Source organism: Kitasatospora sp. NPDC051170 (assembly GCF_044455705.1).
GTDB lineage: Bacteria > Actinomycetota > Actinomycetes > Streptomycetales > Streptomycetaceae > Kitasatospora.
The window spans coordinates 261,324-286,999 of sequence record NZ_JBITFA010000009.1 but is presented as its reverse complement, the minus strand read 5'-3'; the positions used below and the strand labels follow the sequence as shown (position 1 = coordinate 286,999).

General features: G+C 74.0%; 25 protein-coding genes and 2 pseudogenes. 15 read left to right on the top strand and 12 right to left on the bottom strand.

All coding sequences use genetic code 11. The features are described 5' to 3' along the window. Positions 1 to 146 precede the first annotated feature (146 nt). The gene (locus ACIBCA_RS20795) at positions 147 to 1,589 is read left to right on the top strand and encodes an alpha/beta hydrolase family protein (protein WP_396284460.1); all 1,443 of its coding nucleotides are present in this window, start codon (positions 147 to 149) and stop codon (positions 1,587 to 1,589) included. A 179-nt stretch (positions 1,590 to 1,768) separates the two neighbouring features. On the opposite strand, the gene ACIBCA_RS20790 is transcribed toward ACIBCA_RS20795, so the two are convergent. Next, positions 1,769 to 3,238, bottom strand: a complete 1,470-nt coding sequence (locus tag ACIBCA_RS20790) for an alpha/beta hydrolase (protein WP_396284405.1) — start codon at positions 3,236 to 3,238, stop codon at positions 1,769 to 1,771. A 524-nt stretch (positions 3,239 to 3,762) separates the two neighbouring features. On the opposite strand from ACIBCA_RS20790, the gene ACIBCA_RS20785 reads away from it, so the two are divergent. Then, on the top strand, positions 3,763 to 4,092 hold the full coding sequence (locus tag ACIBCA_RS20785; protein WP_396284404.1) for a hypothetical protein: 330 nt from the start codon (positions 3,763 to 3,765) through the stop codon (positions 4,090 to 4,092). Positions 4,093 to 4,238: 146 nt separating this feature from the next. Here ACIBCA_RS20785 and ACIBCA_RS20780 read toward each other — a convergent pair whose 3' ends face one another. Together ACIBCA_RS20780 and ACIBCA_RS20775 are read right to left on the bottom strand one after the other, a co-directional pair. Beyond that, positions 4,239 to 5,018, bottom strand: a complete 780-nt coding sequence (locus ACIBCA_RS20780; protein ID WP_396284403.1) for a hypothetical protein — start codon at positions 5,016 to 5,018, stop codon at positions 4,239 to 4,241. 42 nt (positions 5,019 to 5,060) lie between these two features. Next, the gene (locus ACIBCA_RS20775) at positions 5,061 to 5,270 is read right to left on the bottom strand and encodes a hypothetical protein (protein WP_396284402.1); all 210 of its coding nucleotides are present in this window, start codon (positions 5,268 to 5,270) and stop codon (positions 5,061 to 5,063) included. A gap of 355 nt (positions 5,271 to 5,625) precedes the next feature. On the opposite strand from ACIBCA_RS20775, the gene ACIBCA_RS20770 reads away from it, so the two are divergent. Further along, entirely contained in the window at positions 5,626 to 5,781 is a 156-nt protein-coding gene (locus ACIBCA_RS20770) for a hypothetical protein (RefSeq protein ID WP_396284401.1), read from the top strand. Positions 5,782 to 5,873: 92 nt separating this feature from the next. Here ACIBCA_RS20770 and ACIBCA_RS20765 read toward each other — a convergent pair whose 3' ends face one another. Further along, on the bottom strand, positions 5,874 to 6,482 hold the full coding sequence (locus ACIBCA_RS20765) for a CGNR zinc finger domain-containing protein (protein WP_396284400.1): 609 nt from the start codon (positions 6,480 to 6,482) through the stop codon (positions 5,874 to 5,876). Positions 6,483 to 6,560: 78 nt separating this feature from the next. Here ACIBCA_RS20765 and ACIBCA_RS20760 point away from each other — a divergent pair, with 78 nt between their 5' ends. Next, positions 6,561 to 7,331, top strand: a complete 771-nt coding sequence (locus tag ACIBCA_RS20760) for an MBL fold metallo-hydrolase (protein WP_396284399.1) — start codon at positions 6,561 to 6,563, stop codon at positions 7,329 to 7,331. Between the two features lie 21 nt (positions 7,332 to 7,352). On the opposite strand, the gene ACIBCA_RS20755 is transcribed toward ACIBCA_RS20760, so the two are convergent. Both ACIBCA_RS20755 and lanKC read right to left on the bottom strand, forming a co-directional pair. Continuing rightward, positions 7,353 to 8,054, bottom strand: coding sequence for a DUF4328 domain-containing protein (locus ACIBCA_RS20755; RefSeq protein WP_396284398.1), 702 nt, complete (start codon positions 8,052 to 8,054; stop codon positions 7,353 to 7,355). 277 nt (positions 8,055 to 8,331) lie between these two features. After that, positions 8,332 to 10,983 carry a class III lanthionine synthetase LanKC gene (gene lanKC, locus ACIBCA_RS20750; protein WP_396284397.1) on the bottom strand — a complete coding sequence of 884 codons (2,652 nt, stop codon included), beginning with the start codon at positions 10,981 to 10,983 and terminating at the stop codon, positions 8,332 to 8,334. Positions 10,984 to 11,632: 649 nt separating this feature from the next. On the opposite strand from lanKC, the gene ACIBCA_RS20745 reads away from it, so the two are divergent. The 4 genes from ACIBCA_RS20745 to galE all read left to right on the top strand — a co-directional run bounded on the left by ACIBCA_RS20745 (position 11,633) and on the right by galE (position 16,643). Further along, positions 11,633 to 13,027 (top strand): uracil-xanthine permease family protein, encoded by a 1,395-nt coding sequence (locus ACIBCA_RS20745; protein WP_396284396.1) that lies wholly within the window; start codon positions 11,633 to 11,635, stop codon positions 13,025 to 13,027. A 179-nt stretch (positions 13,028 to 13,206) separates the two neighbouring features. Then, positions 13,207 to 14,310 carry an NADH:flavin oxidoreductase/NADH oxidase gene (locus ACIBCA_RS20740; RefSeq protein WP_396284395.1) on the top strand — a complete coding sequence of 368 codons (1,104 nt, stop codon included), beginning with the start codon at positions 13,207 to 13,209 and terminating at the stop codon, positions 14,308 to 14,310. 629 nt (positions 14,311 to 14,939) lie between these two features. Continuing rightward, positions 14,940 to 15,419 carry a ricin-type beta-trefoil lectin domain protein gene (locus ACIBCA_RS20735; RefSeq protein ID WP_396284394.1) on the top strand — a complete coding sequence of 160 codons (480 nt, stop codon included), beginning with the start codon at positions 14,940 to 14,942 and terminating at the stop codon, positions 15,417 to 15,419. Between the two features lie 186 nt (positions 15,420 to 15,605). Next, positions 15,606 to 16,643 (top strand): UDP-glucose 4-epimerase GalE, encoded by a 1,038-nt coding sequence (galE, locus tag ACIBCA_RS20730; RefSeq protein ID WP_396284393.1) that lies wholly within the window; start codon positions 15,606 to 15,608, stop codon positions 16,641 to 16,643. A gap of 30 nt (positions 16,644 to 16,673) precedes the next feature. Here galE and ACIBCA_RS20725 read toward each other — a convergent pair whose 3' ends face one another. After that, positions 16,674 to 17,585, bottom strand: a complete 912-nt coding sequence (locus tag ACIBCA_RS20725; protein ID WP_396284392.1) for a LysR family transcriptional regulator — start codon at positions 17,583 to 17,585, stop codon at positions 16,674 to 16,676. Positions 17,586 to 17,803: 218 nt separating this feature from the next. On the opposite strand from ACIBCA_RS20725, the gene ACIBCA_RS20720 reads away from it, so the two are divergent. After that, the gene (locus ACIBCA_RS20720; protein ID WP_396284391.1) at positions 17,804 to 18,355 is read left to right on the top strand and encodes an SRPBCC family protein; all 552 of its coding nucleotides are present in this window, start codon (positions 17,804 to 17,806) and stop codon (positions 18,353 to 18,355) included. Positions 18,356 to 18,507: 152 nt separating this feature from the next. Beyond that, positions 18,508 to 18,909, top strand: coding sequence for a hypothetical protein (locus ACIBCA_RS20715; RefSeq protein ID WP_396284390.1), 402 nt, complete (start codon positions 18,508 to 18,510; stop codon positions 18,907 to 18,909). A gap of 201 nt (positions 18,910 to 19,110) precedes the next feature. Here the strand turns inward: ACIBCA_RS20715 and ACIBCA_RS20710 are convergent, their stop codons facing one another. Beyond that, the gene (locus ACIBCA_RS20710) at positions 19,111 to 19,437 is read right to left on the bottom strand and encodes a rhodanese-like domain-containing protein (RefSeq protein ID WP_396284389.1); all 327 of its coding nucleotides are present in this window, start codon (positions 19,435 to 19,437) and stop codon (positions 19,111 to 19,113) included. Between the two features lie 37 nt (positions 19,438 to 19,474). On the opposite strand from ACIBCA_RS20710, the gene ACIBCA_RS20705 reads away from it, so the two are divergent. Next, on the top strand, positions 19,475 to 20,170 hold the full coding sequence (locus tag ACIBCA_RS20705) for a TetR/AcrR family transcriptional regulator (RefSeq protein WP_396284388.1): 696 nt from the start codon (positions 19,475 to 19,477) through the stop codon (positions 20,168 to 20,170). Between the two features lie 64 nt (positions 20,171 to 20,234). Next, positions 20,235 to 21,077 carry an aminoglycoside phosphotransferase family protein gene (locus tag ACIBCA_RS20700; protein WP_396284387.1) on the top strand — a complete coding sequence of 281 codons (843 nt, stop codon included), beginning with the start codon at positions 20,235 to 20,237 and terminating at the stop codon, positions 21,075 to 21,077. A 140-nt stretch (positions 21,078 to 21,217) separates the two neighbouring features. Here the strand turns inward: ACIBCA_RS20700 and ACIBCA_RS20695 are convergent, their stop codons facing one another. Further along, positions 21,218 to 21,841: a GNAT family N-acetyltransferase gene (locus ACIBCA_RS20695; RefSeq protein ID WP_396284386.1), complete on the bottom strand. Its 624-nt coding sequence runs from the start codon at positions 21,839 to 21,841 to the stop codon at positions 21,218 to 21,220. A 276-nt stretch (positions 21,842 to 22,117) separates the two neighbouring features. Further along, positions 22,118 to 22,498 (bottom strand): annotated as a pseudogene (locus ACIBCA_RS20690) (YdcF family protein); the annotation flags it as partial. A 35-nt stretch (positions 22,499 to 22,533) separates the two neighbouring features. Here ACIBCA_RS20690 and ACIBCA_RS20685 point away from each other — a divergent pair. After that, positions 22,534 to 22,734, top strand: a complete 201-nt coding sequence (locus ACIBCA_RS20685) for a hypothetical protein (protein WP_396284385.1) — start codon at positions 22,534 to 22,536, stop codon at positions 22,732 to 22,734. Between the two features lie 118 nt (positions 22,735 to 22,852). On the opposite strand, the gene ACIBCA_RS20680 is transcribed toward ACIBCA_RS20685, so the two are convergent. Next, positions 22,853 to 23,272, bottom strand: a complete 420-nt coding sequence (locus ACIBCA_RS20680; protein ID WP_396284384.1) for an ester cyclase — start codon at positions 23,270 to 23,272, stop codon at positions 22,853 to 22,855. A 113-nt stretch (positions 23,273 to 23,385) separates the two neighbouring features. Between ACIBCA_RS20680 and ACIBCA_RS20675 the strand changes: the two genes are divergently transcribed. Next, complete coding sequence (locus ACIBCA_RS20675; protein WP_396284383.1) at positions 23,386 to 23,958, top strand: PadR family transcriptional regulator; 573 nt, start codon at positions 23,386 to 23,388, stop codon at positions 23,956 to 23,958. A 22-nt stretch (positions 23,959 to 23,980) separates the two neighbouring features. Beyond that, complete coding sequence (locus ACIBCA_RS20670) at positions 23,981 to 24,961, top strand: NADPH:quinone reductase (protein WP_396284382.1); 981 nt, start codon at positions 23,981 to 23,983, stop codon at positions 24,959 to 24,961. A gap of 420 nt (positions 24,962 to 25,381) precedes the next feature. Here the strand turns inward: ACIBCA_RS20670 and ACIBCA_RS20665 are convergent. After that, positions 25,382 to 25,675, bottom strand: a pseudogene (locus ACIBCA_RS20665) (YdcF family protein); the annotation flags it as partial. Between the last annotated feature and the right edge of the window lies 1 nt (position 25,676).

Genomic DNA, 25,676 nt, shown 5'->3' with positions numbered 1-25,676 from the left:
CCGCAGGAGGAGTGCGGGTGCCTCCCGGGGTCGCAGGGCGGGCGGGGCCGCGGGGTGGCTCCTTGCGACCCGGGTCGGGTGGGGGTGGGGTCCGGGGGGCGATGTGGGGGCGGGGGCGGCGCGCCGAGCATGGCCGGGTGACCGAGATGATCGCGGGGCCTTCGATGTCCCTTCCGGAGTTCGTCGTCGTGGCGGGTGCGCTCGCCCTGGTGGTGGCGCGCTGGCTGCCCGCCGCGGTGCGGGGGCGGGTGGCCCTCGGGGCGGCGGGGGTGTTCGTGCCGTCGGCATCGGTGCTGGCGGTGGTGGGGGTGCGCTGGCAGGTGGTGCCGGTGCTGGCGGGTGCGATGGTGGCGTTGCCGTTCGCGCTGTCGCCGGTGCTGCGGCCGCGGCTGCGTCCCGGGGGGCGGGCGGTGTGGCGGGCGCGGTGGTGGCTGGCGGTGCCGGGTTCGGCGGCGTGTGCGGGGCTGATCGCCGCGGGGCCGGTGGCGGCGTGGGCGTTCCCGGTGCCGGTGTTCCCCGAGCCGTCGGGTCCGTTCGCGGTCGGTACGCGGGTGGTGCAGTGGAGCGACGCGCAGCGGCCGGAGACGTTCACGGCCGATCCGGAGGACCGGCGCACGGTGGTGGTGCAGCTCTGGTACCCGGCGCGGCCGGGCGGGGCGGGGCGGGCGCTGTACCTGGGGCGTACCCGGGAGGAGGCGCGGACGGTCTCGCGGGCGCTGGCCGGCGGGGTGGGGCTGCCGGGGTTCCTGATGGACGGGGTGGTGGGGGCCCGTACGCACGCGGTGGTGGACGCGGCGGTGTCGGAGGGGGGCGGGAGCTTCCCGGTGGTGCTGTTCTCGCCGGGCTCGGGCGGGGTGCGCACGCAGAACACGGCGTGGGCGGAGGAGTTGGCCAGTCACGGGTACGTGGTGGCGGCTCTGGACCATCCGTACGACTCGGCGGCGGTGGAGTTGGAGGACGGGCGGGTGGTGCGTTCGGCGACGGCTTCGAGCGGGGACGCGGCCAGGGACGAGGAGCTGGCGGCGGGGTGGACGGCGGTGCGGGCCGCCGACCTGGGGTTCGTGCTGACCCGGCTGGAGGAGCTGGGCCGGGGCGGGAGCGGTGACGCGCTGGCGGGGCGGCTGGACACCGGGCGGGCCGCGGTGGCGGGGCATTCGATGGGCGGGGCGGCGGCCCTGCAGGCGGCGCGGCAGGACGGGCGGTTCGCGGCGGTGGTCGATCTGGACGGGTTCCCGCACGGGCCCCTCTCCCCCGCGCTGCACCGGCCGGTGCTGGCGCTGACCCAGGAGGTGACGGCGGCGACCGATCCGCGCTACGGGCCCCGGCTGGAGGCGGCGCTGGCGGCGAACACGGGGACGGGGTACCGGCTGGCGCTTGCGGGGGCGGCCCATCTGACGTTCATGGACGGTCCGCTGTATCTGCCGCCGGTGCCGCAGCTGGTGGGGTCGCTGGGGCGGGAGGGGAGTGTGCGCAGGGTCGCGGCGGTGACGCTGGTGTTCCTGGACTCGGTGCTGCGGGGTCAGGGCGGGGATGTGGCCGGGGCGCTGGCGGGGTACGGGAGCCTGAGCGTGCAGCGCGCCGGGGGGTGAGGGCCGGGGGTGACGCGGTAGTTGACCAGGAGGCGTCGTTCGACGGTGCTGGAGAGGTTCGGCTGCCTCATTGCTCCTCGTTCCACGCGGTGGTGCGGGCCTCTTCGAGGCTAGCAAGGGGCGGGGCGGGGCGAGTTGGCGGGCGGGGTGGGTTGGCGGGGTCGGCTCGCGGGGCGGGGTCAGGCGGCGGGGCAGGTCAGGTCGGTGGCGGGCAGGTTGCCGGTGGTGAGGTAGTGCAGGGCGGGAGTGTCGGCGCAGGAGGGGCCGGCGACGATGACGCCGTGGCCTTCGCCGCCGGTGACGGTGATCATGCGTGAGCCGTGCAGGGCGCGGTGCATGCCGTGGGCCAGGTCGAGGGTGGCCTGCGGGTCCCATTCGTTCTGGACGATGAGGGCGCCTGCGGTGTTGTCGACGGTGGTGGCGTCCTCGCGGGCCTCGGTCGGCCAGAAGGCGCAGGGCTGGATGCCGGCGGCGAGGTCGCCGGCGAGCGGGTGGCGGGCGCGCTCGCGCCGGGCGTCGCGGCGGTACTGTTCGGGGTCGCGCGGCCAGGTGCGGGTGTCGCCGCAGAAGACGGCCCAGGCGGCGGACATCTCGTTGTCGCCGGGGAGTTCGTCGGGGGCGGCGGGGGCCGGGGGGCCGCCGGCGGCGGCGGCCTTGAGGGCGGTGATGCGGTCGGTGGCGGCGGCGGGGTGGACGAAGGCGCGGTACTCGGCGCGGATGGCGTCGCCGTCGAGGGCGGCGCCGGTGGTGGGGACGGGGGTGCGGTCGGCGTGGGCGATCAGGTCCCAGAAGGTGCGGCGTACGGCGGCGGGGGTGGCGCCGAGGTGGTGGGTGGCGTCGCGTTCGGCGGCCCACTCGCTCCAGCGGGTGAAGGCGAGTTCGGCCCGGGCGGGCCAGGCGAGGAGGGTGCCGCGCCAGGCGAGGGCGGGGTCGACGGCGCTGTCGAGGACGATGCGGTCCGAGCGGCGGGGGAACAGCTGGGTGTAGACGGAGCCGAGGTAGGTGCCGTAGGAGAAGCCGAAGTAGGAGATCTTCCGCTCCCCCAGGACGGCGCGGATGAGGTCCATGTCGCGGGCGGTGTTGCGGGTGGTGAGGTGGGGCAGCACGTCTGCGGCCTTCGCCCGGCACTTGTCGGCGACGGTGCGGGCGCGCTGCACGTCCTTGGGGAAGGTGGCGTCGTGGTAGGGGTGCAGGACGGTGCGCTCGTCCTCGGTGAGGCCGCAGGTGAGCGGTGAGCTGCGGCCGACTCCGCGGGGGTCGAAGCCGACCAGGTCGTAGCGTTCGCGGACCTGGGCGGGGAGGATCTGGGCCATGTCGGCGGGCATGGACAGGCCGGGGCTGCCGGGGCCGCCGGGGTTCATCAGCAGCACGCCGTGGCGCCGGCGGGTGTCGTCGGTGCGGATGCGCGAGATGGTGAGGTCGATCCTGCGGCCGGCGGGGTCGGCGTAGTCGAGCGGCGCGGCGATCGTCGCGCACTCGAGCGTCGCGGGCTGCTCGGTGTCGCAGCGCTCCCAGCGGGGTTGCTGCGTCGTGTAGGGGCGCAGCGGGTCATCGGCGGCGGAGGCGGGGGCGGGGGTGAGCGCGGCGAGGAGGGCGGTGGCCGCGCCGAGGGTCAGTGCGGGAATCGTTCGACCGGATCGCGCGGCCATGGGCTAGGCCCTCTCTTTCGGATGTTGTCGGATGAGCGGGCGTCTCCCCCAGCCTTCGGCCGGGAGGTGCCCCCATGGGTGCGTGCATCGGCGGCGCCGAGGAGGGAGTCCATGCGGTGGGGGCACCTCCCGGCCGAAGGCTGGGGGACATCGGCGACTGACGAGAAGCCGGCGAGGTGCGTGCCCCGGCGGCGACCGCCCGGCAAGATCCGAAAGAGAGGGCCCGGCCCCCCTGTACGGAGTCGTCGGTGTCTCGCGGTGCCTCCAGTCTCGGGTGCGCCGGGGGCGCGGCGCGTACGGCGTGGGGAGGGGGCGGGGGTCCGACCTGCGGCGTACGGGCGGGTGCCGGTGTACGGCGCAGGTTTGAGACGTCTCCAGTTCGCGGGGTGATGGCGTCTCAAAGTGCTGGTGGGCGGGGGTGAGACGGCTTCGGGTGGCGCGGTCGGGGGGTTTCGGGGTGCCTACATTGGTGGCCGTGCCGGACGCCCGTCCGCCGTCCGCTGTCCCCTGACCAGGAAGAACCGATGAAGAAGATCACGGCCGCCCTCGGCCTCGCCGCCACGCTCGCCGCCTCCACGCTCGCGCTCGCGCCGACGGCCTCGGCCGAGGAGACCTGCCCCTGGCCGTACGTGTGCTTCGAGGACGGCAACGGCCACATCGTCACCATGTACAAGGACCAGGGCTGGCAGAACACCGGCTCGCTGACGCGCTCGGCCGCGTGGGTCACCAACGCCCGCCACGACGACTGCACGCTGCTGAAGTACTCCAGCGGCTTCGTCGACCGCCTCTACCCGGGCCAGGGCTGGTCGCTGCACTCGCAGGTCGTCGCGATCGACATCCTCAGCGGCTGCTGACGGTCCGTTCAGGGACCGGCCGGGACGCGCCGGGGTCTGCTGCCTGCGGGCGGTGGCCCCGGCGCGTCCCGTTCGGCGTTCCCGCCCGGTCCGGCCCCGTTCGGCCCGGCTCGGCGGCGGGCGGGCGGCTCGGCGGCGCGGGCGGGTCAGCGGCGGTGGTAGAAGAGGGCCCGGTCGCGGTTGCCCAGCCAGCGCAGGGTCAGCGGGCAGGAGGAGACGGGGCGCCAGCGGGCCTCGAGTTCGGCGAAGAAGGCGTCGTCCGCGCACAGCCCGCCCGGGCCGTCGCCGAGGTAGAGCAGGGCCTCGCCCCGGTAGGCGCGCAGCGCGTCGGCGGCCATCGGGTCGCGGTGGGGCGGCCAGAGCAGGGCCAGGGCGCGGTCGGGGTGGGCGGCGGCGTCGGCGGGGGCGTGGCCGGGGCGGACGTCGGTGTAGCGGAAGCGGGAGGTCCAGCCGTTGTGTTCGGTGCGGGCCTCGGCGTCGGTGGCCAGGACGTCCAGGCCCTGGTGGCGCAGCAGGTGGGCCCAGTAGCCGCTGCCGGCGCCGACCTCCAGCAGGGGGCGGCCGTCCAGGCGGTCGGCGATCCAGCGCAGGGCGGTGTGCGAGGCCAGGGCCCAGGCGTAGATGCGTGAGAGGTCCTGGCGGCGGGGCAGGGGCGCGCCCAGGCCCTCGGGCAGGTGGTCGAAGACCTCGATGACCGGGCGGGCGGTGGGGCCGTGGCGCAGCGCCGGGTACCAGAGCAGGGGCACCATCTGGGGGTTGTGGGCGGCGAAGTCGAGGTCGGCCGTGGGCAGGAGGTCGGCGAGGGGGCGGAAGGGGCGGTCCCAGCCCGGGTGGCGGATCTCGGGCCGGGACGCCCACAGGGCGAGGAGCCGCTCGGCGGTCTCGGTGACCAGGCGCACCGTGGGGTCGGCGGGTGGTGTCGTCAACGCGGGTGGCCGGTCGGGGAGTTGGCTCGGGTCGGCGGCTGCCTAGAGGGCCATGTGGTCGGGGACGACCAGGGCGGGGGCCGTGGTCTCGGTGGGGGTGCTGCCGATGGCTATGTGGGCCTCGACGGTGATGCCGGTGCCGGTGCCCGTCGTGGGCCGGCTCTGGGTGGCGCTGACGCCGGTGACGGCAGCGGCGGCCAGGGCGGCCGCGGCGGTGGCGATCAGGGCGCTGTGGCGCGGGCTCAACTCCATGGCGGGGCCTTTCGGTTCGTGGTGCGACGGTTCGTCGGCAGCCTAGGCGCGGGGGCCGTCGATGATCAACCGGAGGAAGTGAACCGGGGGTGTCGGGCATGGGGCCATTGGCGGGCTGTCAACCCCGCAGATCTAAGGCGTCTAAGGCATCTAAGTACCTCTAAGGAAGGTAAGGGGGGTCTCTACGCCTGGGGATCGGGGATCCGGCGGGTCTAAGGCGGGGTGCGGGGGCGGGGCTAAGGCGTGCGGGGGCCCGAAGATGGGGCAGGCGCCCGATGCCCGGGCCCCCACTGGGGGAGGAAAGTCTTACTCGTCAGGGAAACGGCAGAGACGAAACCCCGAAGGGGAGCCCGAGATGTTCGAGTACGAGACCTTCCAGCAGACCGCCAACGAGCTCGCCCACCGCGCCGAGCACGAGCGCCTGGTACGCGAGGCCAAGCAGGCGCAGCGGCTGCGCCGCCGTACGGTGGCGGCCCGGTTCACGCGCCGCGTGGCCAAGCGTGTGCACTGAGGGCTCGGCACCTGGGCGGTGCCGGGCGGATCGTGGAGGGGAGGCGCCTGGTGGCGCCTCCCCTTCGGCGTTGCGGGGGGCCTGAGGGCGGATCAGGCGGGGGCGTCGGGGGTGTCGGGGGCTGTGCGGCGGGCGTAGGCGCGGGCGGCGCGGGCGCGGTCGCCGCAGCGGGTGGAGCACCACTGGCGCCGGCCCTGGCGCAGCAGGAAGCGGGTGCAGGGGGGTGAGGCGCAGGCGGCCAGGCGGGGGGCATCGGGGCCGGTGAGCAGGTCGGCGGCGTCGGCGGCGATGGCGGCCAGGGCGTGGTCGACCATCGCGGTGGTGGGGTGGGGGGTGCTGCGGTAGGGGCCGGACTTCTCGTCCCACTGCAGGAGGCGGGCGGTGGGGACGCGGGTGAGGGCGTCGTTGACCGCGGCGAGGGCCGCGGGGTGCGCGGGCTGGGCGCTCGCGTACGAGGCGAGCAGGGAGCGCAGGTGCTCGCGCAGGGAGCGGACCTGGGCGGCGCACATCTCCTGCAGGCCCGCGGGGGCGGGGGTCAGGCCCTGGACCAGGAGCCAGTGCTCGGCGTCGGCGGGGGTGGCCAGGCGGTCCAGGTGCAGGCCCGGCTGGGTCAGGGCGCTGTTGGCCAGGGCCAGGCAGATGTGCTGCTCCTCCCCGGGGGCCGGGGGGACGCCGGGGTCGGCTTCGGTCATGGATCTCATGGTAGCTCTTGCGCTCATCCGTGAGGATCGCCTAGTTTCTCTCACGGATACATCACTCCTATCCGTGAGGTGAATGTCGTGACGCAGCTTCCCGTGCGTGTTTTCGGTGGCCCGACCGCGCTGTTCGAGTACGGCGGTCTCCGCTTCCTGACCGATCCGACCTTCGACGGCCCCGGGGACTACGGCCGCCCCGGCCGCCCCGAGCTGACCAAGCTCGCCCCGCCGGACGGCTCCGTGGAGGAGCTCGGGCGGGTGGACGTGGTGCTGCTCTCCCACGACGAGCACGCCGACAACCTCGACAACGCCGGGCGCGCGCTGCTCGCCGACGTGCCGCTGACGCTGACCACCCCCGGCGGCGGCGAGCGCCTGGGCGGCGGCGCCCGCGGGCTCGCGGACTGGGAGGAGGTCGAGCTGGAGCGCCCCGGCGGCGGCACCGTCACGGTCACCGCCGTGCCCGCCCTGCACGGGCCCGGCACGCGCGAGCAGGTCGAGGCCGTCACCGGCCAGGTCGTCGGGTTCGTGCTCACCGGCGAGGGCCTGCCCACCGTCTACGTCAGCGGCGACAACGCCTCGCTGGAGGTGGTCGAGCAGATCGCCGCGCGCTTCGCGCCGGTGGACACCGCCGTCCTCTTCGCCGGCGCCCCGCGCTTCCCCGTCCTGTTCGACGGCGAGCCCCTCGTCCTGGACAGCGCCCAGGCCGCCCGCGCCGCCCAGATCCTCGGCGCCCGCGCGGTGGTGCCCGTCCACCAGGACAGCTGGGCGCACTTCACCGAGGGCAACGAGGACCTGGTCGCCGCCTTCACCGCCGCCGGGCTGGCCGACCGGCTCCAGGCGAGCACGAAGGGCTGAGGCGCGGCGGCGGGAGGGGCGTCAGTTCCAGGCGGTGGCGCCGTGGGCGCCGTGGGCGCCGGGGAAGCCCGTGCCGGGGAAGGCGCGGGCGACGGCCTCGGCGTGGCGCTCCTCCTGCGCGGCCGTCAGCTTCTGGACCACCGCGATCGCCAGGCCCGCCGCCACCACGTCCAGCACGTCCGAGACCAGCAGCCACATCGCGGCGTGCCGGCAGGAGTCGCTGTAGTTGGCGACGTCCGCCATGTTCCCGCCGATCCGGTCGACGGCGCGGGCCAGGGCGAAGGTGACCCACCAGCCGTTCAGCAGCGCGTGCGGCAGCACCCGTACCCCGGAGGCGTCCGGGCGGACGCTGGCCTGCCAGGTGTCGAGGGCTATCTGGCGGGGGAACCACAGGTTCACGATGGGGGTGAACCAGGCGCCGATCGCCCAGCCGCGCGACATGCGGTGGCCCATCGGGTCGAACACCTCGGCGTTGACGCGCACCCGGTAGAACCAGGTGATGAAGGCGGCCGCGGTGCCCGCCAGGGCCAGCAGCTGCAGCACTCCGGTCAGGGTGACCAGCGCGGTGGCGCCGCCGAGCACATGGGTCAGGTCGTCGGCGGAGGCGTACATGAGCAGCGCGGCGACGGCCGAGAGCAGCGCCACCCCCGCGCTCACGGCGAGCAGGACGGTGGTGACGGTGGCGACCGTACGCGGCGGCTGGTAAACGGCGGGCGAGGACATCGGGACAGGCACTCCAGGAATGGACCACGGTTGACGGTCCGCCACCCTAGGGCTTCACCGTTCGTGCACACCAGTGCCTTTTGTGCGGCGGCCCCGGGAACGGGTGGTGCCCGCCCCCCGAAGCGGGGGCGGGCACCGGTGGTTCTCCCGTACTACATGCAGGCGCGGGAGGACCAGTGGCTGCACCACAGGGACTCGACGATGGACTCGGACTCCTCGGCGAGGCCCTGGAGGTCGAGGATGAAGGCCATGGTGTTACCTCTTTCTTTCTCGGTGGTCACCGGGGCGCGGGTGCGTCCCGGGGGTCTATGAGTGGCAGTGCGCTGCGGCCGGTGGCGGCGGCGTGCAGGGCCAGCAGGAGTCCGGCGGAGCCGGTGGCCAGGTCGCAGGACAGGCGCAGGAGCTGGTGGCCGGGGACGGCGGCGCGGCCTTGGTGGCGCACCAGGTGCCAGGTCAGGCGGGCGAGCTGGCGGTGCAGGTGGGTGCGGGCGCGGGGGGCGGGGCTGGCGGCGAGCGCGGTGATGAGGCCGGCGCGGCCTTCGAACAGGCCCGGCATGAGGACGAATTCGGCCTCGCACGCCTTCTCCAGCTGGTCGGCGGCCTCGGTCAGGGCGGGGTCGTCGAGGTGGGCGAGGAGGGCGCGGGCGGCGAGCGCCGCTCCGGCGGAGCCGTCGGCGAGGTAGGCGGTGGTGCGGCCGTCGTGGGCGAGCAGCAGGCCCTTGTGGTCGTGGCGGGCGCGGGCGAGGTCGTGGGTGAGGGCGGCGTGGGCGGCGGTGAGCCAGTGCTTGTCGCCGGTGTGCTCGTACAGGCGGGTGAGGAACAGGGCGCTGCCGGCGGGGCCGTGGAGCAGGCCGGTGCGGGTGGGGGGCTCGGCGGTGGTGAGGCGGTGGGCGAGGGTCTCGGCGCGGCGGGTGAGGTCGGCGGCGTCGCCCGGGTGGCGGTGGGCGAAGTGGAGGTGGGTCAGGCCGAGGCCGGCGAGGCCGGAGGCGAGGGAGGGGCCCAGGACCCCGAGGTCGTCGCGGGTGGCGGTGAGGTGGTGGACGCGCTCCAGGACGTCGCGGGCGTCGTCGCCGCGGCCTGCCGCCTCGAGGGTGAGGGCGGTGCCGGCGAGGCCGTCGTAGAGGCCGGGGTGGACGGCCTTGGGGTGGCGGGCGGCTTCCCGGAGCCAGTCGAGGTGTTCGGCGGGGACGGGGCGGCCGGTGGCGGTGAGGGCGTAGAGGACGCCGGCGGCGCCGTGGGCGAGGTCGGTGCCCTGGCGGGTGAACTGCTCGGGGTCGCCCGGGTGGAGGCGGTCGCTGCGGTGGGGGGTGGCGGCGGCCAGGATGCCGGCGGCGAGGTCGTCGGCCAGGCGGGCCAGGCCCTCGGGGGTCGCGGTGTCGGGCAGTTCGGCCGGGCCGGGGCCGGTGGCGGTTGCGGCGCCGGTAGCGCCGGTGGCGGTGGCGGTGGCGGTGGCGGTGGCGGTGCTGGAGTCTGCGGTGTGGAGGCTGCCGGGGGGCAGGGGGCCGGCGGTGGCGCGGGTGAGGTCGGCGAGGAGCTCGTCGGGCCAGGTGCCGGGCAGGGCGAAGCGCTCGGCGGCGGCGTGGGCGAGGTCGGCGGCCTTGCCGGCGTCGAGTTCGATGAGGAAGGTCAGCGGCAGGAAGAGGAACAGGCGCAGGCAGGCGAGCGCGTAGTGGTCGACGGCGGTGCCGGTGCGGGCGGCGGGGCTGATGAAGCCGGGGGCGCCGAAGGCGGGGGGCGTGCCGTTCTCCAGGTCGAAGGCGAGCTCGAAGTCCACCAGGGCCAGGCGCCCGTCGGGGCGGACCATGACGTTGCCCGGGTGGAGGTCGCCGAAGGCCACGCCGCGTTCGTGGAGGGTGGCGAGCATGCGGGTGAGCTGCTCGGCGAAGTCCAGGGCCAGGGCCGTGTGTTCGGCGATGCGCCGCGGGTCGGGGTCGCCGTCGAGGAGGGGGTGGCGGCCGGTGAAGAGGAAGCGTTCGAGTTTCTCGCCGTCGATGAACTCCTCGACGAGGTACTCGTGCTCCCACACGGTGCGGTGCTCGTACAGGCGGGGCACGAAGTCCAGGCCCTCCAGGCGGCGCAGCATGTCGCGTTCGCGGTGCAGGCGCTGGACGGCGTCGGTGCCGTGGGTGTCGAGTCCGGCCAGGGGGCGGGCTTCGCGCAGGACGACGGTGCGCCCGTCGCGGCGGTCGCGGGCCTTGTAGACGCCGCCGCCGTTGGAGAAGTGCAGGGCGCGTTCGATGGTGTAGGGGAAGTCGTCCGGGGCGGGTTCGGGGGTGGTGCGGGTGTGGATCTGCTCGTTCAGGAAGGGCGGGACGGTGATCCAGTCGGGGACGGAGAAGACGGGGCGGCGCCGGTCGGGCACGAGGGTGCCGGTGGCGTCGCGCAGGGCGGAGACGGTGCGGCCCTGGTCGTCGAGGCAGTAGAGCTGGCGGAAGGCGCCGTAGCGGACGTAGAGGATGCTGGTGCGCCAGCGCAGGTCGCTGAGGATGTAGGGGCCGTGGTGTCCGTCGAGGAGGGGTTCGAGGGCCTCGAGGGTGGTGCGCAGCTCGTCCTCGTCGCGGGGGTAGAGGGTGAGGAGTTTGCCGCTGGAGCCGCGGGGGGCGTACTTGGCGTTGGCCTTGAGGACGGTCTCGCGGCTGCGCAGGTACTTCACGCTCAGGGCGTGGGTGTGGCAGTGGTCCAGGACGGTGTCGATGATGCGGGGGGCCTCGTCCGGGGTGCCGGAGACGTGGATCTTCCATCCCTGGTCGGGCAGGACGGTGCCCTGGGGGTGGTGGTAGACCCAGACGCCGTCGCGGGTGCGTTCCCAGCCGGGCGGCAGGGGGGCGGTGGCCTGGGGGTAGAGCCCGGCGGTGTCGTCGCGGACGGCGGGGTCGTCGTAGAAGGCGCGGTCCGCCTGGCAGTAGGGCTCGTAGTCGGACGGGCGCATGCGGGGTTCCCCCTGGACCGTGGTGGGTGGGGGGCGCGGTGGCGGGTGGGCCGGCCCCGGATGTCCGGTTGCTGTCCGGTCGGCTGTCCGGTCGCGGTTGCTTTCCGGTGTTGCTGTCCGGTCACCCCGGCCGACCGAGCGTTCGGTTTCGGTGCGGGGGTTCACAGTTATCCACGGCCCGGGGAGTGCGGGCAAGGCGTTGCCAATTCGTTGACGGCGTGTTAACCGGTGTTGCCCGGGCGGTGGTTGTGTCCGGATATGCCGGATGGGGGTTCGGCCGGTTCGCGGTGAACCGGGGCGGGGGCGGCTTCCGTTGGCGCGGGGCGCGTTTCCACTACTGCAGTAGTGGCACTACCGGCGTAGTGGCACTACGGGAGTAGTGGCGGCGCGGCGGGTTTCGCGGATGCGGGCCGGGGGCGGGGTTCGCGGATACGGGCGGCCGGTGCGATTTTCGGCCAACTCGGCGGCGCCGGGCTGTCGTAGGCCCCGGGGCCGGGCGCGCTTCGGGTGCGGGCGGCGGGGCGGGTGCGCAGGTCAGGGGCGGGGCGGGTGCGGGTGCCCCGGGCGGTGGCCGGGACAATGGGCGCGAAACCGGCCGTACGGCGCCCGCGCCCGTACGCCCCCCGCTGGAAGAAAGCGAAACCCCCACATGGATCTCGGCGTGCGCTGGAAGCTGCACGGTGACGGGCGCACCCCCGCGCCCGGGGCGGTCGTGCGCCCGGACGAACGGCTCTCCTGGCCCAGGACGGCGGGCCTGGGCGCCCAGCACGTGGTCGCCATGTTCGGGGCGAGCTTCGTGGCGCCGGTGCTGATGGGCCTGGACCCGAACCTGGCGATCATGATGTCCGGCGTCTCCACGGTGATCTTCCTGCTCGCCACCCGCGGCCGGGTGCCCAGCTACCTGGGCTGCTCGCTGTCCTTCGTCGGGGTGGCCGCCGTCATCCGCGCCCAGGGCGGCACCAGCGCCACCGTCACCGGCGCGGTCTTCGTCGTCGGCGTGGTGCTGTTCCTGACGGGCCTTGCGGTGCGGCGCTTCGGCGCGCGGGTCATCCACGCCGCGATGCCGCCGGTGGTCACCGGCGCGGTGGTGATGCTGATCGGCTTCAACCTCGCCCCGGTCACCGCCTCCACCTACTGGCCGCAGGACCAGTGGACGGCGCTGCTGGTGATGCTGTTCACGGGCCTCGCGGTGGTGTGCCTGCGCGGCTTCTGGTCGCGGATCGCGATCTTCCTGGGGCTGCTCTTCGGGTACGGCGTCTCCTTCCTCTTCGACCGCGTCCTGGGCAAGGTCCACACCGTGGACGCCGCCGGCCACGCGGTCGAGCACTGGCGCCTGGACCTGTCCGGGGTCGGGCGCGCCGACTGGATCGGCCTGCCCGCCTTCCACGGCCCCTCCTTCCAGTGGTCGGCGGTGCTGGTCGCCCTGCCCGTCGTCATCGCGCTGGTCGCCGAGAACGCCGGGCACATCAAGGCGGTGGGCGAGATGACCGGCGAGAACCTCGACGAGCGCCTGGGCACCGCCATCTCCGCCGACGGCGCCGGCTCCATGCTCTCCACCGCGCTCGGCGGGCCGCCCAACACCACCTACTCCGAGAACATCGGCGTCATGGCCGCCACCCGCGTCTACTCCACCGCCGCATACTGGGCCGCGGCCGGCTTCGCGCTGCTGTTCGGCCTGTGCCCCAAGTTCGGCGCCGTCGTCGCCGCGATCCCCGGCGGCGTGCTCGGCGGGATCACCGTCATCCTGTACGGGATGATCGGCCTGCTCGGCGCGCAGATCTGGACCCGCTCCGGCGTCGACCTGCGCAACCCGCTCAACCTCGTGCCGGCGGCCGCGGGCATCATCATCGGCGTCGGCAACGTGACGCTGAAGATCACCGACACCTTCTCCCTCAGCGGCATCGCACTGGGCACGATCGTCGTCGTCACCGGCTACCACGCGCTGCGGGCGCTGGCGCCGGCGCACCTGAAGGAGCAGGAGCCGCTGCTGGACGCGGGGACCTCCTCCTACGACCGGACGGGCGCGGAGGAGGGGCGCACCTGACCGGGCCCGCGGCGGAGGGGCGGGGTCCCCGCGGGACCGGGGCGGGGTGCCGCGGCGCCCCGCCCCTCCCCTCTCCCCCGCCATCCCTTGCCCTTGTCAATTAGCTGCGCGTGCAACTATTGTGCTCGCAGGGAATTTGGTACGTCCCGCCCCAGCCCCAGCCGATCCGGAGCCCCGCCATGAGCAGCGCCCTGTTCACCCCGTACACCCTGCGCGGCGTCACCGCCCCCAACCGCGTCTGGATGCCGCCGATGTGCCAGTACAGCGCGGCACCCGACGGCGAGGCGGCCGGTGCGCCCACCGACTGGCACTTCACCCACCACGCCGCGCGCGCCGCCGGCGGCACCGGGCTGATCATCGTCGAGGCCACCGCCGTCACCCCCGAGGGCCGCATCTCCCCCTACGACCTGGGCCTGTGGAACGACACCCAGACCGAGGCGTTCAAGCGCATCACCGCCTTCCTGCGCGAGCAGGGCACCGTCCCCGCCGTGCAGCTCGCCCACGCCGGGCGCAAGGCGTCCACCGAGCGCACCTGGGTCGAGCGCGGCCGCCCCCTCGCCCCCGAGGAGCCGCACGGCTGGCGCCCCCTGGCACCCAGCGCCCGCGCCTTCTCCCCCGCCCACACCACCCCCGACGAGCTGAGCACCGAGCAGATCGGCGTCCTGGTGCGCCGCTTCGCCGAGGCCGCGCAGCGGGCGCTCGCGGCCGGCTTCCAGGCCGTCGAACTGCACGGCGCCCACGGCTACCTCATCCACGAGTTCCTCTCCCCCCAGTCCAACCACCGCACCGACGCCTACGGCGGCTCCTTCGAGGGCCGCGCCCGCTTCGCCCTGGAGGCCGCCGCCGCGGTGCGCGCCGTGTGGCCCGAGGACCTGCCCCTGTTCTTCCGCGTCTCCGCCACCGACTGGCTCTCCGAGAACCCCGCCGACCCCCGCGAGGGCTGGACCGTCCAGGACAGCGTGCGCCTGGCCAAGGAGCTCCAGGCCCTGGGCGTCGACCTCGTCGACGTCTCCAGCGGCGGCCTGGTCCCCGACGCCGCCGTCACCACCGGCCCCGGCTACCAGGTCCCCTTCGCCGAAGCCGTCCGCACCGGCTCCGGCCTGCCCGTCGCCGCCGTCGGCGAGATCACCGAGGCCCGCCAGGCCGAGGACATCATCGCCACCGGCCGCGCCGACGCCGTCCTCATCGGCCGCGAACTCCTGCGCAACCCCTCCTGGGCCCGCCACGCCGCCACCCAGCTCGGCGCCGAGCCCCGCGGCCCGATCCAGTACCACCGGGCGTAGGGGCGGCGCGGTGCCGGTCGGCCGCCGGGCCGGCGGCCGACCGGCACCGGACACCGCGGTCCTCAGAGGCGGAGGCGGGAGGAGTCCCATGGGCGTCCGACCCGCGCACCACCCCCCGCGCACCACCCCCCGCAGCCCCGGGTACCCCGCACTGCCGACGGCATCGCCGCCGCCCGCAACGCCACCCTGCCCACCTCCACCATGGCCGACGTCCTGCGGCTGCGCCGCGAACGGGGCGGGGACCTGCCCGGCGAATAACGAGGAGCCGGACGACCTGTGGCCGGTCCTGCCGTCCGAAGCCGCCCAGGACGCCTGGTCGAGTACATCATCGATACACGCGGCCACGTCGTACTCCTCACCCGCGTCATCCCCCTGTGACAGCCCGGCCCAACACCACCGGACTCGGTGCGTACGGGAGTTGAGGGCTGCGCCGGGCCCGCCCCCTCGGGTGGGGGCGGGCCCGGCGCTCGCGGGTGCGGGGGCGGGGTGGGACTTGTCGCACAAGGCGGCCGTCCGGGTGGACCCGGTGCGCAGTGCCGTTGGTTCGATGGCGATCGATGCTAGAAATCTCGTGCCCCCCCGGCCGCGCTGGAGCGGTGCGGCCCCCAGCGAGAACGGGAAACCCCCTCATGGCTTTCGCCCTGCGCAAGACGCTCGCCATCGCCGCGGCCGCCCTGGCCGCCTCCCTGCTGCCGGCCTTCGGCCCGGGCGGGGCGGGCACCGCCCGGGCGGCCGTGCGCACGCCCAACCAGTACTGCCTGGCCAACACCTGGGGCGCGGCGGGCATCTCCGCCAAGCCGTGCAACGGCGGTGACGCGGGCCAGCACTGGGCCCTGTCGGGCGAGCAGATCGCGCTGAGCAACGCGCGCGCCTACTGTCTGGCCAACACCTGGAACGCCACCGACGTGTCCACCAAGCCCTGCAACGCCTCCGACCAGGGCCAGTACTGGACGGTGACGGGCCAGCAGATCTCCCTGACCTTCGCGCCCGCCTACTGCCTGGCCGACGCCTGGGGCACCCCGAACATCTCCACCAAGCCCTGCGACACCTCCGACCCGGGCCAGCACTGGGTCGTCTTCAACGACCAGATCAGCCTCGCCCTGGTCTGACGCACCGTCAATCCACCGTGCCCGGGGCCGCGTTGGAGCGGACCCGGGCACGGGCGTCCCCCTCCATAGCAGGGATGCGCGGTCGCGGCCACGGGTGGCCGGCGGGCGGGGCCGGTGTAGGGTCGCCGGAATCCGCCGCCCCGGGGTGGCGGGTCCGTGGTGTCGAGTGCGAGGAGCGCATCCGTCGTGAAGGTCCTCATCGCCGGCGGTGCCGGCTTCATCGGCAGTACCGTCGCCTCGCGGCTCGTGGACGAGGGGCACGAGGTGGTCGTGCTGGACAGTTTGGTGACGGGGCGGCGGGAGTTCGCCGCCGGGCGCGTGTTCTACGAGGGGGACATCGCCGACGGGGCGCTGGTGGACCGGGTCTTCGCCGAGCATCCGGACGTGGCGGCGGTGGTGCACTGCGCGGCGCTGATCGTGGTGCCGGACTCGGTGGCGGACCCGCTGGGCTACTACCGGGCCAACGTCGCCAAGGGCATCGCGTTCCTGGGCCACCTGGAGCGCAACGGCTGCACGCGGCTGCTGTTCTCCTCCTCCGCGTCGCTGTACCGGGCGGGCGGGGACCTCATCGGGGACCACACCGGGGACTTCGCCGGGGACTTCGCCGTCGACGAGGACTCCCCCACCGCGCCGCTGAGCCCGTACGCGCGCACCAAGGAGGTCTTCGAGCTGGTGCTGCGCGACGTGGCCGCCGCGGGGGGCCTGCGGGTGGTGTCCCTGCGCTACTTCAACCCCATCGGCGCGGACCCGCGCCTGCGCTCGGGCCTGCAGGTGCGCCGGCCCACCCACGCGCTGGGCAGGATGATCGACTGCCACCACGGCGGCGAGGCGTTCACCCTCACCGGCACCGGCTACGCCACCCGCGACGGCTCCGGCATCCGCGACTACGTCCACGTCTGGGACCTCGCCGACGCCCATGTGCGGGCGCTGCTCGACTTCGACGCGGTGGCGCAGGCCGGGGACGGCGGCTACCAGGTGATCAACCTCGGTACGGGCACGGGTACGACGGTGCGCGAACTGGTCGCGGCCTTCGGTGCGGTCACCGGGCGGGAGCTGGAGGTCGTCGAGACGGCCCCGCGCCCCGGCGACGCCGCCGGCGCCTACACCCGCAGCACCCGCGCCGCCGCCCTGCTCGGCTGGAAGCCCGAGCACACCCTCGAGGACGGCATCCGCGACTCCCTGCGCTGGCACGCGGTGCGCGAGGACGTCCTCGGCGCGGGCTGACGAGCCGCCGCGCCCGCTGCGCCGTTTCGTTCACGCGTCGGCGGGCGGGGCCGGCGGGTGGGTGAAGTGGGCGGCGACGGTGTCGGCGAAGGTGCGGGCGAGAGGGCCCAGGGTGGTCCAGTCGCGCACGGCCCAGCCGGCGGTGAGCGGGGGCAGGCCGGGCAGGGGCAGCAGGCGCAGGCCCGGGTGGCCGGGGCCCTGCCACTGGGGCAGGGCGGGGACGACGGCCTGCCCCAGGCCCAGTTCGGCGAGCAGGATGGCGGTGTCCCAGTCGGCGACGCCGGTGTCGAAGACGGGGCGGATGCCGAAGTCCGCGAGCCGGGCGTCGAGTTGGGAGCGGGCGACGGAGTTGGCGGGCAGGCCGATGAGGCGGGCGTCCTGCAGGTCGGTGACGTCGACGCGGGTGCGGGCGGCCAGCGGGTCCTGGGCGGCGACGGCCAGCACCCAGGGCAGGCTGACCACGCTGCGCTGCTCGATGCCGCGCACCGCGGCGCCCATGGTGATCCAGGCCAGGTCGACCCGGCCCGCGGCGAGCGCCTGCAGGCAGCTGCGGCTGGACACCTCCGTCTGGAACTCCAGGCTGGCGCGCGGGTAGCGGCGGCGGAAGTCCACCACCGCGCCCGACATGAAGTGCCGGATGCTCACCGCGCCGGTGGTCACCCGCACCGATCCGCCCTCGCCGTGGGCGAGTTCGGCGATGGTGCGCAGCGCGTGGTCGATGCCGCCCAGTCCGCCGGCGACGGCGGTGTGGAGCAGGCGTCCCGCAGCGGTGGGGACGACGCCGCGCGGGTGGCGTTCGACCAGGGGCAGGCCGAGTTCGCGTTCCAGGCGTTTGACGTGCTGGCTGACGGCGGACTGGCTGCAGGTCAGGTCGCGGGCGACGGCGCTCAGGGAGCCGGCCCGGCAGACGGCGGCGAAGACGCGCAGATCGTCGAGGGTCATGGTCATCCAAGGTATCGCTTGGGGGTGTCCCAGGGAATCGGTGGATTGACTTGGGTGTCGAGGGGGATCGATCATCGCTGGTGGGCCCGCTGAAGTGGGCGGCGACGAGGTGGGCGGCAACCCGCCCGCTGCCTTCGCGGCGCTCCGGACGCCGAGAGGCGGGGGCACGGCGGGTGCCGACCCGGTCGGGGGACGCAACGGATGTGGGGGTGCGGGGGATGCGGTACGCGCAGGGGCCGGGCACGCACGGCGAGGTGGTCGTGGCGGCGGAGCCCGGGCGGGTGTGGGAGCTGGTGAGCGACATCGCCCTGCCGGCCCGGCTCAGCCCCGAACTGCAGCGCACGGCCTGGCTGGACGGGGCGAGCGGCCCCGCGGTGGGCGCGCGGTTCGAGGGCCACAACCGGCGTGCGGGTACGGCGGACTGGCGGACCGTCTGCGAGGTGACGGAGCTGGTCGAGGGGCGCGTCTTCGCCTGGGGCGTGATGGACGCGGACGGCTGCTACGGCGAGCCGGTCGACGCCCTGGCGGGGGCGCTGGCGCGCTGGCGCTTCGACGTCGCCGACCTCGCCGACCTGTCCGGCGGCGGGGACGGCGGGGTGCGGGTGCGGCTGTCGGTGGTCATCGGCCCGGGGCGCAGCGGGCTGAGTGTGGCGATCGACGCGCAGCCGCAGCGGGAGGAGGAGTTCGTCGCGTTCCGCCTCTCCGAGCTGCGGGCGGGGGTGGAGGCGACGCTGGCGGGGGTCAAGTCGCTGGCGGAGCAGGGGGGTTAGGCAGGTCCGGCGTGGTGGTGGTGGGGTGTTCGCCCGGACGGGCGGTGGGTGATCGTTTCTGCTTGGGTCGTTCGGGTGGAACAGGGAGTGGGCGCGCCCGGCGGGGGCTATCGGATGTGGCGACACGTCGGTCCTTCGAAAGGTTCACCGCCATGAAGCGGCTCCGCATTCCCGCCCTGGTCCTGGGCGCCGGCGCCCTCGGTTGCGCCCTGGGCTTCGCGCAGGGCGGCCCCGCGCCCGCCGCCGCTGCTGCTGCTGCGGGGACCACCTACCAGTACGTGTTCGGCGACAACATCACGCTCCAGCCCGGGCAGGAGGCGGGCGCCGACGTCCTGTGCCCGGAGGGGCAGGTGCCCACGGGCGGCGGCATGGGCACGGCCACGACGGGCAACATCAACCCCGACTTCCTGTACGCCACCGGGCGGCAGTGGATCGTCCGGGCGAAGAACTGGGGCAGCGGGCCCGAGAACGTGCGGGCCTTCGCGATCTGCGCCCCCGGCACCGCCGTCGGGCCGTTCCTGAGCGACGGCATGACGCTGCCGGGCAGGAACTGACGGCGGGGGCGACGCGCCGACCAGGCCCGTTCGGCGGGCGCTTTCCGCGCGGGCCCGTTCGGCGGGTGCGGGCACCTGCCCCTCCGGGCACAGGACGTCGGCGCCCGCCTCCTGATCACCGGCCAGACCCTGGACGGCAGCGCCGTCGTGGAGAACGTCGCCGTGCGGATCGGCTGCCCCTGACCCTCCCGGTGGTTGCGGTCAGGCGGACTCGACGGGCAGGCCGGCCTCGGTCCAGTCCTGGATGCCCTCGCGGTACTTGCGCACGTCGGTGTAGCCGAGGGCGGTGAGGCGGTCGGCGACCTGGCCGCTGTTGGCGCAGGCGGGGTTGGAGCAGTACGTGACGATCGCGGCGTGGAGGTCGGGCAGCAGGGCGGGGGCCAGGGTGTCGACGTCGTCGCGCACGAGGGCGAGCGCGCCGGGCAGGTGCTGGCGGGCGTAGTGGTCGCCGCCGAGGGTGTCGACGACGGTGACGGAGCCGGTCTCGATCGCGGCCGCGAGGTCGTCCCGGGTGATGAGCGCGGTCATGCCGCTACCTCCTTGAGATTCGGACTATAGTCCGGTTATGGCTCACGACCGTAGCGGACCACAGTCCGCTTCTGCAATCCCCCCGGCGGACGCCCTGGCCGCCGACGGCCCCGCCCCTGTCCCGCTGGAGCTGCTGCGCACCCCGCCGCCCGCCGAGCGCGCCGACGCCGCCCGCAACCGGGCCGCCGTCCTGGAGGCCGCCGCCCGGCTCTTCGCCGAACACGGGGTGGCGGCCGTCTCCATGGACCAGGTCGCCGCGGCGGCGGGCGTCGGCAAGGGCACCCTGTTCCGACGCTTCGGCAGCAAGGCCGGACTCGGCGCCGCCCTGCTCGACGCCCGCGAACGCGTCCTCCAGGACGCCGTCCTGCGCGGCCCCGCACCGCTCGGCCCAGGCCCCGCAGGCGCCCCCGAACCCGACCCCGCCGAACGGCTGACAGCCTTCGTCGACGCCTACCTCGACTACCTGCTCCCCCACCTCGACCTGGTGCGCATGTCCGAGACGGCCACCCCCGGCGCCCGCTACCAAATCGGCGCCTACCGCTTCTGGCACCGCCACACCGCCCTCCTCCTCACCCGCGCCGCCACCCCCGACCCCGACCACGACGCCCACTCCCTCCTCGCCACCCTCGCCGCCGAACACGTCCACGCCCTCCTCCCCCACCTCGGCGAACAGCGCCTGCGCGACGGCGCCCACCGCCTCGCCGCCCGCCTCGCCGGCGCCGGGGGCGACTGAGCCGGTGACGGTGCGTCCGAACGGCACCGGCAAGCACGCGAACGGGCGGTGGCATGATGCGCCGATGGAACCTTCGCAACTGCGCCGCGCGGTCGAGGCGGGGCGGGCGGCCGCTTCGGGGGCGGGCCTTGTCGTCGAGGACGTGGTCGTCGTCCACGACTCGGACCGCGTGGCGCTGCGCCTGCTGCCGTGCGACGTGCTGGCCCGGGTCGCGCCGTCGGGGCAGCTGGCCGACTCCGCGTTCGAGGTGGAGGTCGCCCGCCGGCTCGCGGAGGCCGGCGCCCCGGTGGCCGTTCTGGAGCCCCGGGTCGCCCCCCGCGTCCACGTGCGCGACGGCTTCGCCGTCTCCCTGTGGACCTACTACGAGCCCGTGGCGCCGCAGATCGCACCGGGCGACTACGCGGACGCGCTCATGCGCCACCATGCCGCGCTGCGCCGGATCGACCTGGACGCACCGCACTTCAGCGACCGGGTCGCCGGAGCCCTGAGGGTGGTCGAGGACCGGGAGCGCTCTGCCGAACTGCCCGGCGCCGACCGGGAACTGCTCATCGGCACCCTGCGCGACCTGGGCGCGGAGATCGGTGCGGACAAGGCCGGCGACCAGCTGCTGCACGGCGAACCGCACCCGGGCAACCTCCTCGGCACGAACAGGGGGCCGCTCTTCGTCGACCTCGTCACGTGCTGCCGCGGCCCGGTCGAGTTCGACCTCGCCCACGCGCCCGACGAGGTGGCGCAGCACTACGCGGGAGCCGACCAGGACCTCGTCCACCGGTGCCGCGCGGTGGACTGGGCCATGTTCTCGGCCTGGCGCTGGCGCCGGGACGACCGGATGCCCGACCGGGACCACTGGAGGGCGGAAGGGCTCGACCGGGTCCGCTCCTCGCTCGAGCGCCTCGGACCGGGCTGAACTCCGGCGGGGTCCTTTCGTGTCGGTTCAGGGTGTGGGGACGCCGAAGTCGCCGGCCGTTTCCGAGATCGTGATGCCGGGCCAGGTCGAATCTCGCTGCTGTCGGTGTCCCGCTTCTTGCAAGAGGGGTGCTTCTGGCTTCAGGGCCGGTAGATGCACTCCGCGAGCGTTGCGTGCTTCTTCCAGCCCAGCGACTCGTACAGCGCGCGCCCAGCGTCCGTTGCGCCGAGAACACCGAGAACCGCGCCCTCCCGCAGGGCGTGGTCGGCGAGCGAACGCATCACGAAGCCGCCCAGTCCGCGCCGCCGGTGGCTCTCCTCCGTCACCACCCGGTCCACGACCACGGCCTCCCCAAGGGCGGCCAGCTGCCCCTTGGCGGCCTGCTCGCCTGCCGCATCCAGCACCCGGATGCAGGTGACGGCTCCTACGGTCTCGACCGTCGTGGTGTACCCGTCGGGCGGGACCGGATGTGTGGCCATCAGGTCGACGGCCATCAGATGTCCGGTCTCCTCCCAAGCCACCACCCATCCACCGGGCAGCCAGGGTTCGATCTCCTCCGGTTCCGCGGGCATCTTCATCCAGGTCCGCGGTGCGGACACGCAGGCAGCGGCGCTGCGGACCAATGACTCCTCGGCCTCGGGGAGAACATGGCGCCCCACTTCGTCGGGGTTGTCGGCCACCTCGATGTAGTACCCCCAGGGCATCTCGACCGGCGCGGGCGTCCGTCGGGACACTGCCCAGCCCGCCGCCCAGGTCCTGACCATGTCCCCGACCATCAAGCCCTCCCGAAGCTGTGACCCCACCCATCGGCAATGTAATAGCCATCGCCTAAGAGCACATATTACGTCACCTGAGGCCGGCGGCACCTGCTTCAGCCGACGCTCAACGCAGAGCAGATCGCCGACGGGGACTCGGCCCGGTCCGCTCCTCGCTCGCGCGCCTCGGACCGGGCTGAACTCCGGGCGGGGGCATGCCTGTTCCCGCCCGCCACGCCGTGCGAGGCGACCCGGCGCCGTGGCGCGTGCGGTCGCCGGTGCGGGTCAGGTGAGCGACTTGCCGTCGAATCCGTCGGCCAGGAGCCGCCGGTAGGCGTCGCGGACGGTGTGCGGGACGTCCTGGGCGACGGCGAAGCCTCGCCTCGGGTACTCGATCACCCGCTGGAGGTCGCCGACGAGGCTGTCGATCACGAGAGCGTCGTCGCCGATCGTCCTCGCGTAGTCGTCCAGGCTCATCGGGGTCGAGGCGCACACCGCCTCCACCTCCGGCCACACCTTGCGGCAGGTGGCGTAGGCACGGCGCTGCATGTAGGGCGTGCTGACCAGCAGGACCGAGCGCACGTCGACACCGGCGGCCTGGAGGACCTCGCGGGAGAAGTGGATGTTCTGCCCGGTGTTGCGGGCCCGCGGTTCCCGGTGGATCGCGTGGCTTTGTTCACGAGATTCGACAGCGTTTGTTCATGACTTCGGACAGCACCCAGGTCGCCCGTGTTCGATTCCTAGGGCCACTGCGGCGGCACAGCGGTGGATCGCAGCTCCGCAGAGAGGGCCCGCTCCTCGGCGAGCGGCTCACCGCGGCCACGGTCGTCGGCACGGCGCTGATGCTCGTGGCCATCGCCGGCCTCGCGGCCGCCGAGTCGCGACCGGACGCGAAGAGCTGACCACCGGCGAGGTGACATGAGACGAGGGTGGTGCGCCAGGGCCAATGGTCTGGCACGCCACCCTCGCACCGCCGGAAGCCGGTGGACGTCCGGCGCTGCCGCCGGCGGACCTGCGCTCTCAAGGCGCAGGCACGGCACCGATCTGCTGCAACACCCCGAGGAGGTCGGGCTGGCCCCGCTCCTTGATGATCTTTCCGCCGGCCAGGTAGTAGAAGTTCATGGCCTGGACCGAGATGGTCTTTCCGCTGGCCGGGATTCCGAAGAACTCGCCCTGATGCGTTCCGCGCATGGTGAACCGGGCGGCCACCGTGTCGCCCTCGGTGACGGTCTCTTCCAGAGTCCACCGGACATCCGGGAACCCCGCGCGCATCATCGCGATCAGCTCCAGGTAGCCCTCAGGGCCCCGCAGCGGTTCCGCGTGGCTCGGCGCATGAAACTCGGCATCGGGGGCGATGACCTCACGGGCAAGGTCCTCGTCAGCTGTGTTGATGAACTCGACGAAGCGACTCATCACGGATTCGGTGGATTGCGGCGACATGTCCGTCCGCCTCTCTCTTCGTGCACTGCCCCTCGCAACGAGCGAGCGGAAGTACCACAGTACATCGAATCGATGTGTACATCGAATCGATGTAGGTGTGGGACGATAGGGACATGCTTGACCTAGCGATACTGGGCTTCCTGGCCGAGCGGCCTTTGCCCGGACATGAACTACGCCGCCGACTCTCGGAGCTGACGGGCTACACCCGGCCGGTCAGCGACGGCAGTCTGTACCCGGCGATCAAGCGTCTCGCCGCGGCGGGCCTGCTGGAACGGCGCACGGACCCAGCGGCGGGCCCGGCCCGCTACATACTGAGCGTGACCGACGCCGGGCGCACCGACCTGCTGAAGCGGCTGCGCGCGCCCGCCGACCACGAGATCAGCGACTTCACGCGGTTCTTCACCGTCCTGGCGTTCCTGTCCCTCCTGCCGGACGTCGCCGAACAGCACGCGGTGCTGCGGCGGCGACTGGAGTTCCTGGAGCAGCCGGCAAGCTTCTTCTACGACGGCGACCGGCCGCTGCGTGCCGAGGACATGACCGACCCCTACCGGCGCGGCATGCTGCTGACCGCCCGCGCCATCAGTAGCGCCGAACGGGCCTGGTTGCACCAGGTTCTGGACGGTGACGAGCCAGTCACCGCGCGCACCGAGACAGACCCCTCTACGCTCGGACGACCTGTGCGCTGACCAGCCCCGGAGGTAACCGCTCATGCTTGCGTCCTGGTACGACCGACAGGGCCCCGCCGCCGACGTGCTGCGCGTCGGCGAGCTGCCCGACCCCACCCCCGGCCCCGGCGAGGTCCGCGTCCGCGTCACCGTCTCCGGTGTCAACCCCGGCGACACCAAGAAGCGGCGCGGCTGGCTCGGCTCCTCGATGCCCTACCCACGGGTGATCCCGCACAGCGACGCCGCCGGAGTCGTCGACGCCGCGGGCGAGGGAGTCGACGAGCGCAGGCTTGGACAGCGGGTGTGGATCTACGGCGCCCAGTCCTACCGGCCCTTCGGCACGGCCGCCCAGTACACCGTCGTACCCGCCGATCTGGCTGTTCCGCTGCCCGACCACCTCAGCGACGAGGTCGGCGCGGCCCTGGGCATCCCCGGCATCACCGCCCACCGCGCCGTGTTCGCCGACGGACCGGTCGACGGCGAGCTCGTGCTGGTGCACGGCGTTCTGGGCGGGGTCGGCTCCCTGGCCGCGCAGCTCGCCCGCTGGGGCGGGGCCAGGGTGATCGCCACTGTCCGGCGCGGCGCGGATCTCGCACAGGTCGATCCGGCTGTCGTGTCCCACGCCGTGGCCCTGGACCAGGAGGACCCGGCGGCGGCGATCCGCGCGTACGCACCCGAGGGCGTGCACCGGATCGTCGAGGTATCCCTGTCCGACAACGCAGACCTCGACAACGCCGTGGTCGCGAACGGCGCGGTCATCGCCGCCTACGCGACGAGCGCGGACCGGACCGAGATCCCCTTCTGGCCGCTGCTGTTCAACAACGTCATCCTGCGCCTCATCGGCAGCGACGACTTCCCCGAAGAGGCGAAACGCCAGGCAGCACGCGATCTGACCGCCGCGGCCGCCGTGGGCGCCCTGACCGTCGAAGTCGGCGACCGTTACGAACTGGCGGACATCGCCAAGGCCCACGACCGCGTCGACGCTGGCAGCCGCGGCCGCGTCCTGGTCACCCTCCCCCAGTGACCCCGGCCGTCGTTCACCGCGCCCACGAGTGCGCCCCCTGATCAGCCGAGGAAGCAGCCGAGCGGTGCCAGGGGCGGCGCGACGTTCTCAGCCGAGACAAGACCTGAGCGTGCCTCCTATGACAGAACGTCTGATTTCGCGTTGACCTGCGAGATCAGGAAGACAATCCCAGATCGCGGTCGTCACCGGCACGGCGCGGATGCTCGCCGCCATCGTCGGCCTCGCGGTCGCAGAGTCTCGGCTGAACGCAACGAACCGACGAAGCGACGAGGCTGGTCAGCCTGGATACTCCGCCTGGTTGGCCGGCCTCATTCGGTTGGGTGACCAAACGGGCTGCAGGACTGCGCTGTTCGAATCGCCTGACCAAGCCCTGCTGTCTGAAGTCATGAACAAACGCTGTCGAATCTCATGGACAGAGCCAATCGCGTGGGCGGGCACGCCGAGGGCGAGGGCGTGCTCGGTGAAGTGCGCGGCCTCGCCGCGGGGGAAGCGCTCCGGCCGGGCCGGGTTGGGCCCGCCGGTGAACACGATCCTGGGCACCAGGCCGTCCAGGTAGAGCGCGGCGGTCTCGGCGGCGACGCCGAGGTCGTGGCAGCCCAGGCCGATCGCCACGTCGCACGGGCGCCGTTCGTGGCCCATGCGGTGGTAGTCCCAGACCAGTGCGGCGTCCGCCCACTGCCGGGCGGTGATCCCGGGCCGGCGGGTGTCGGTCATC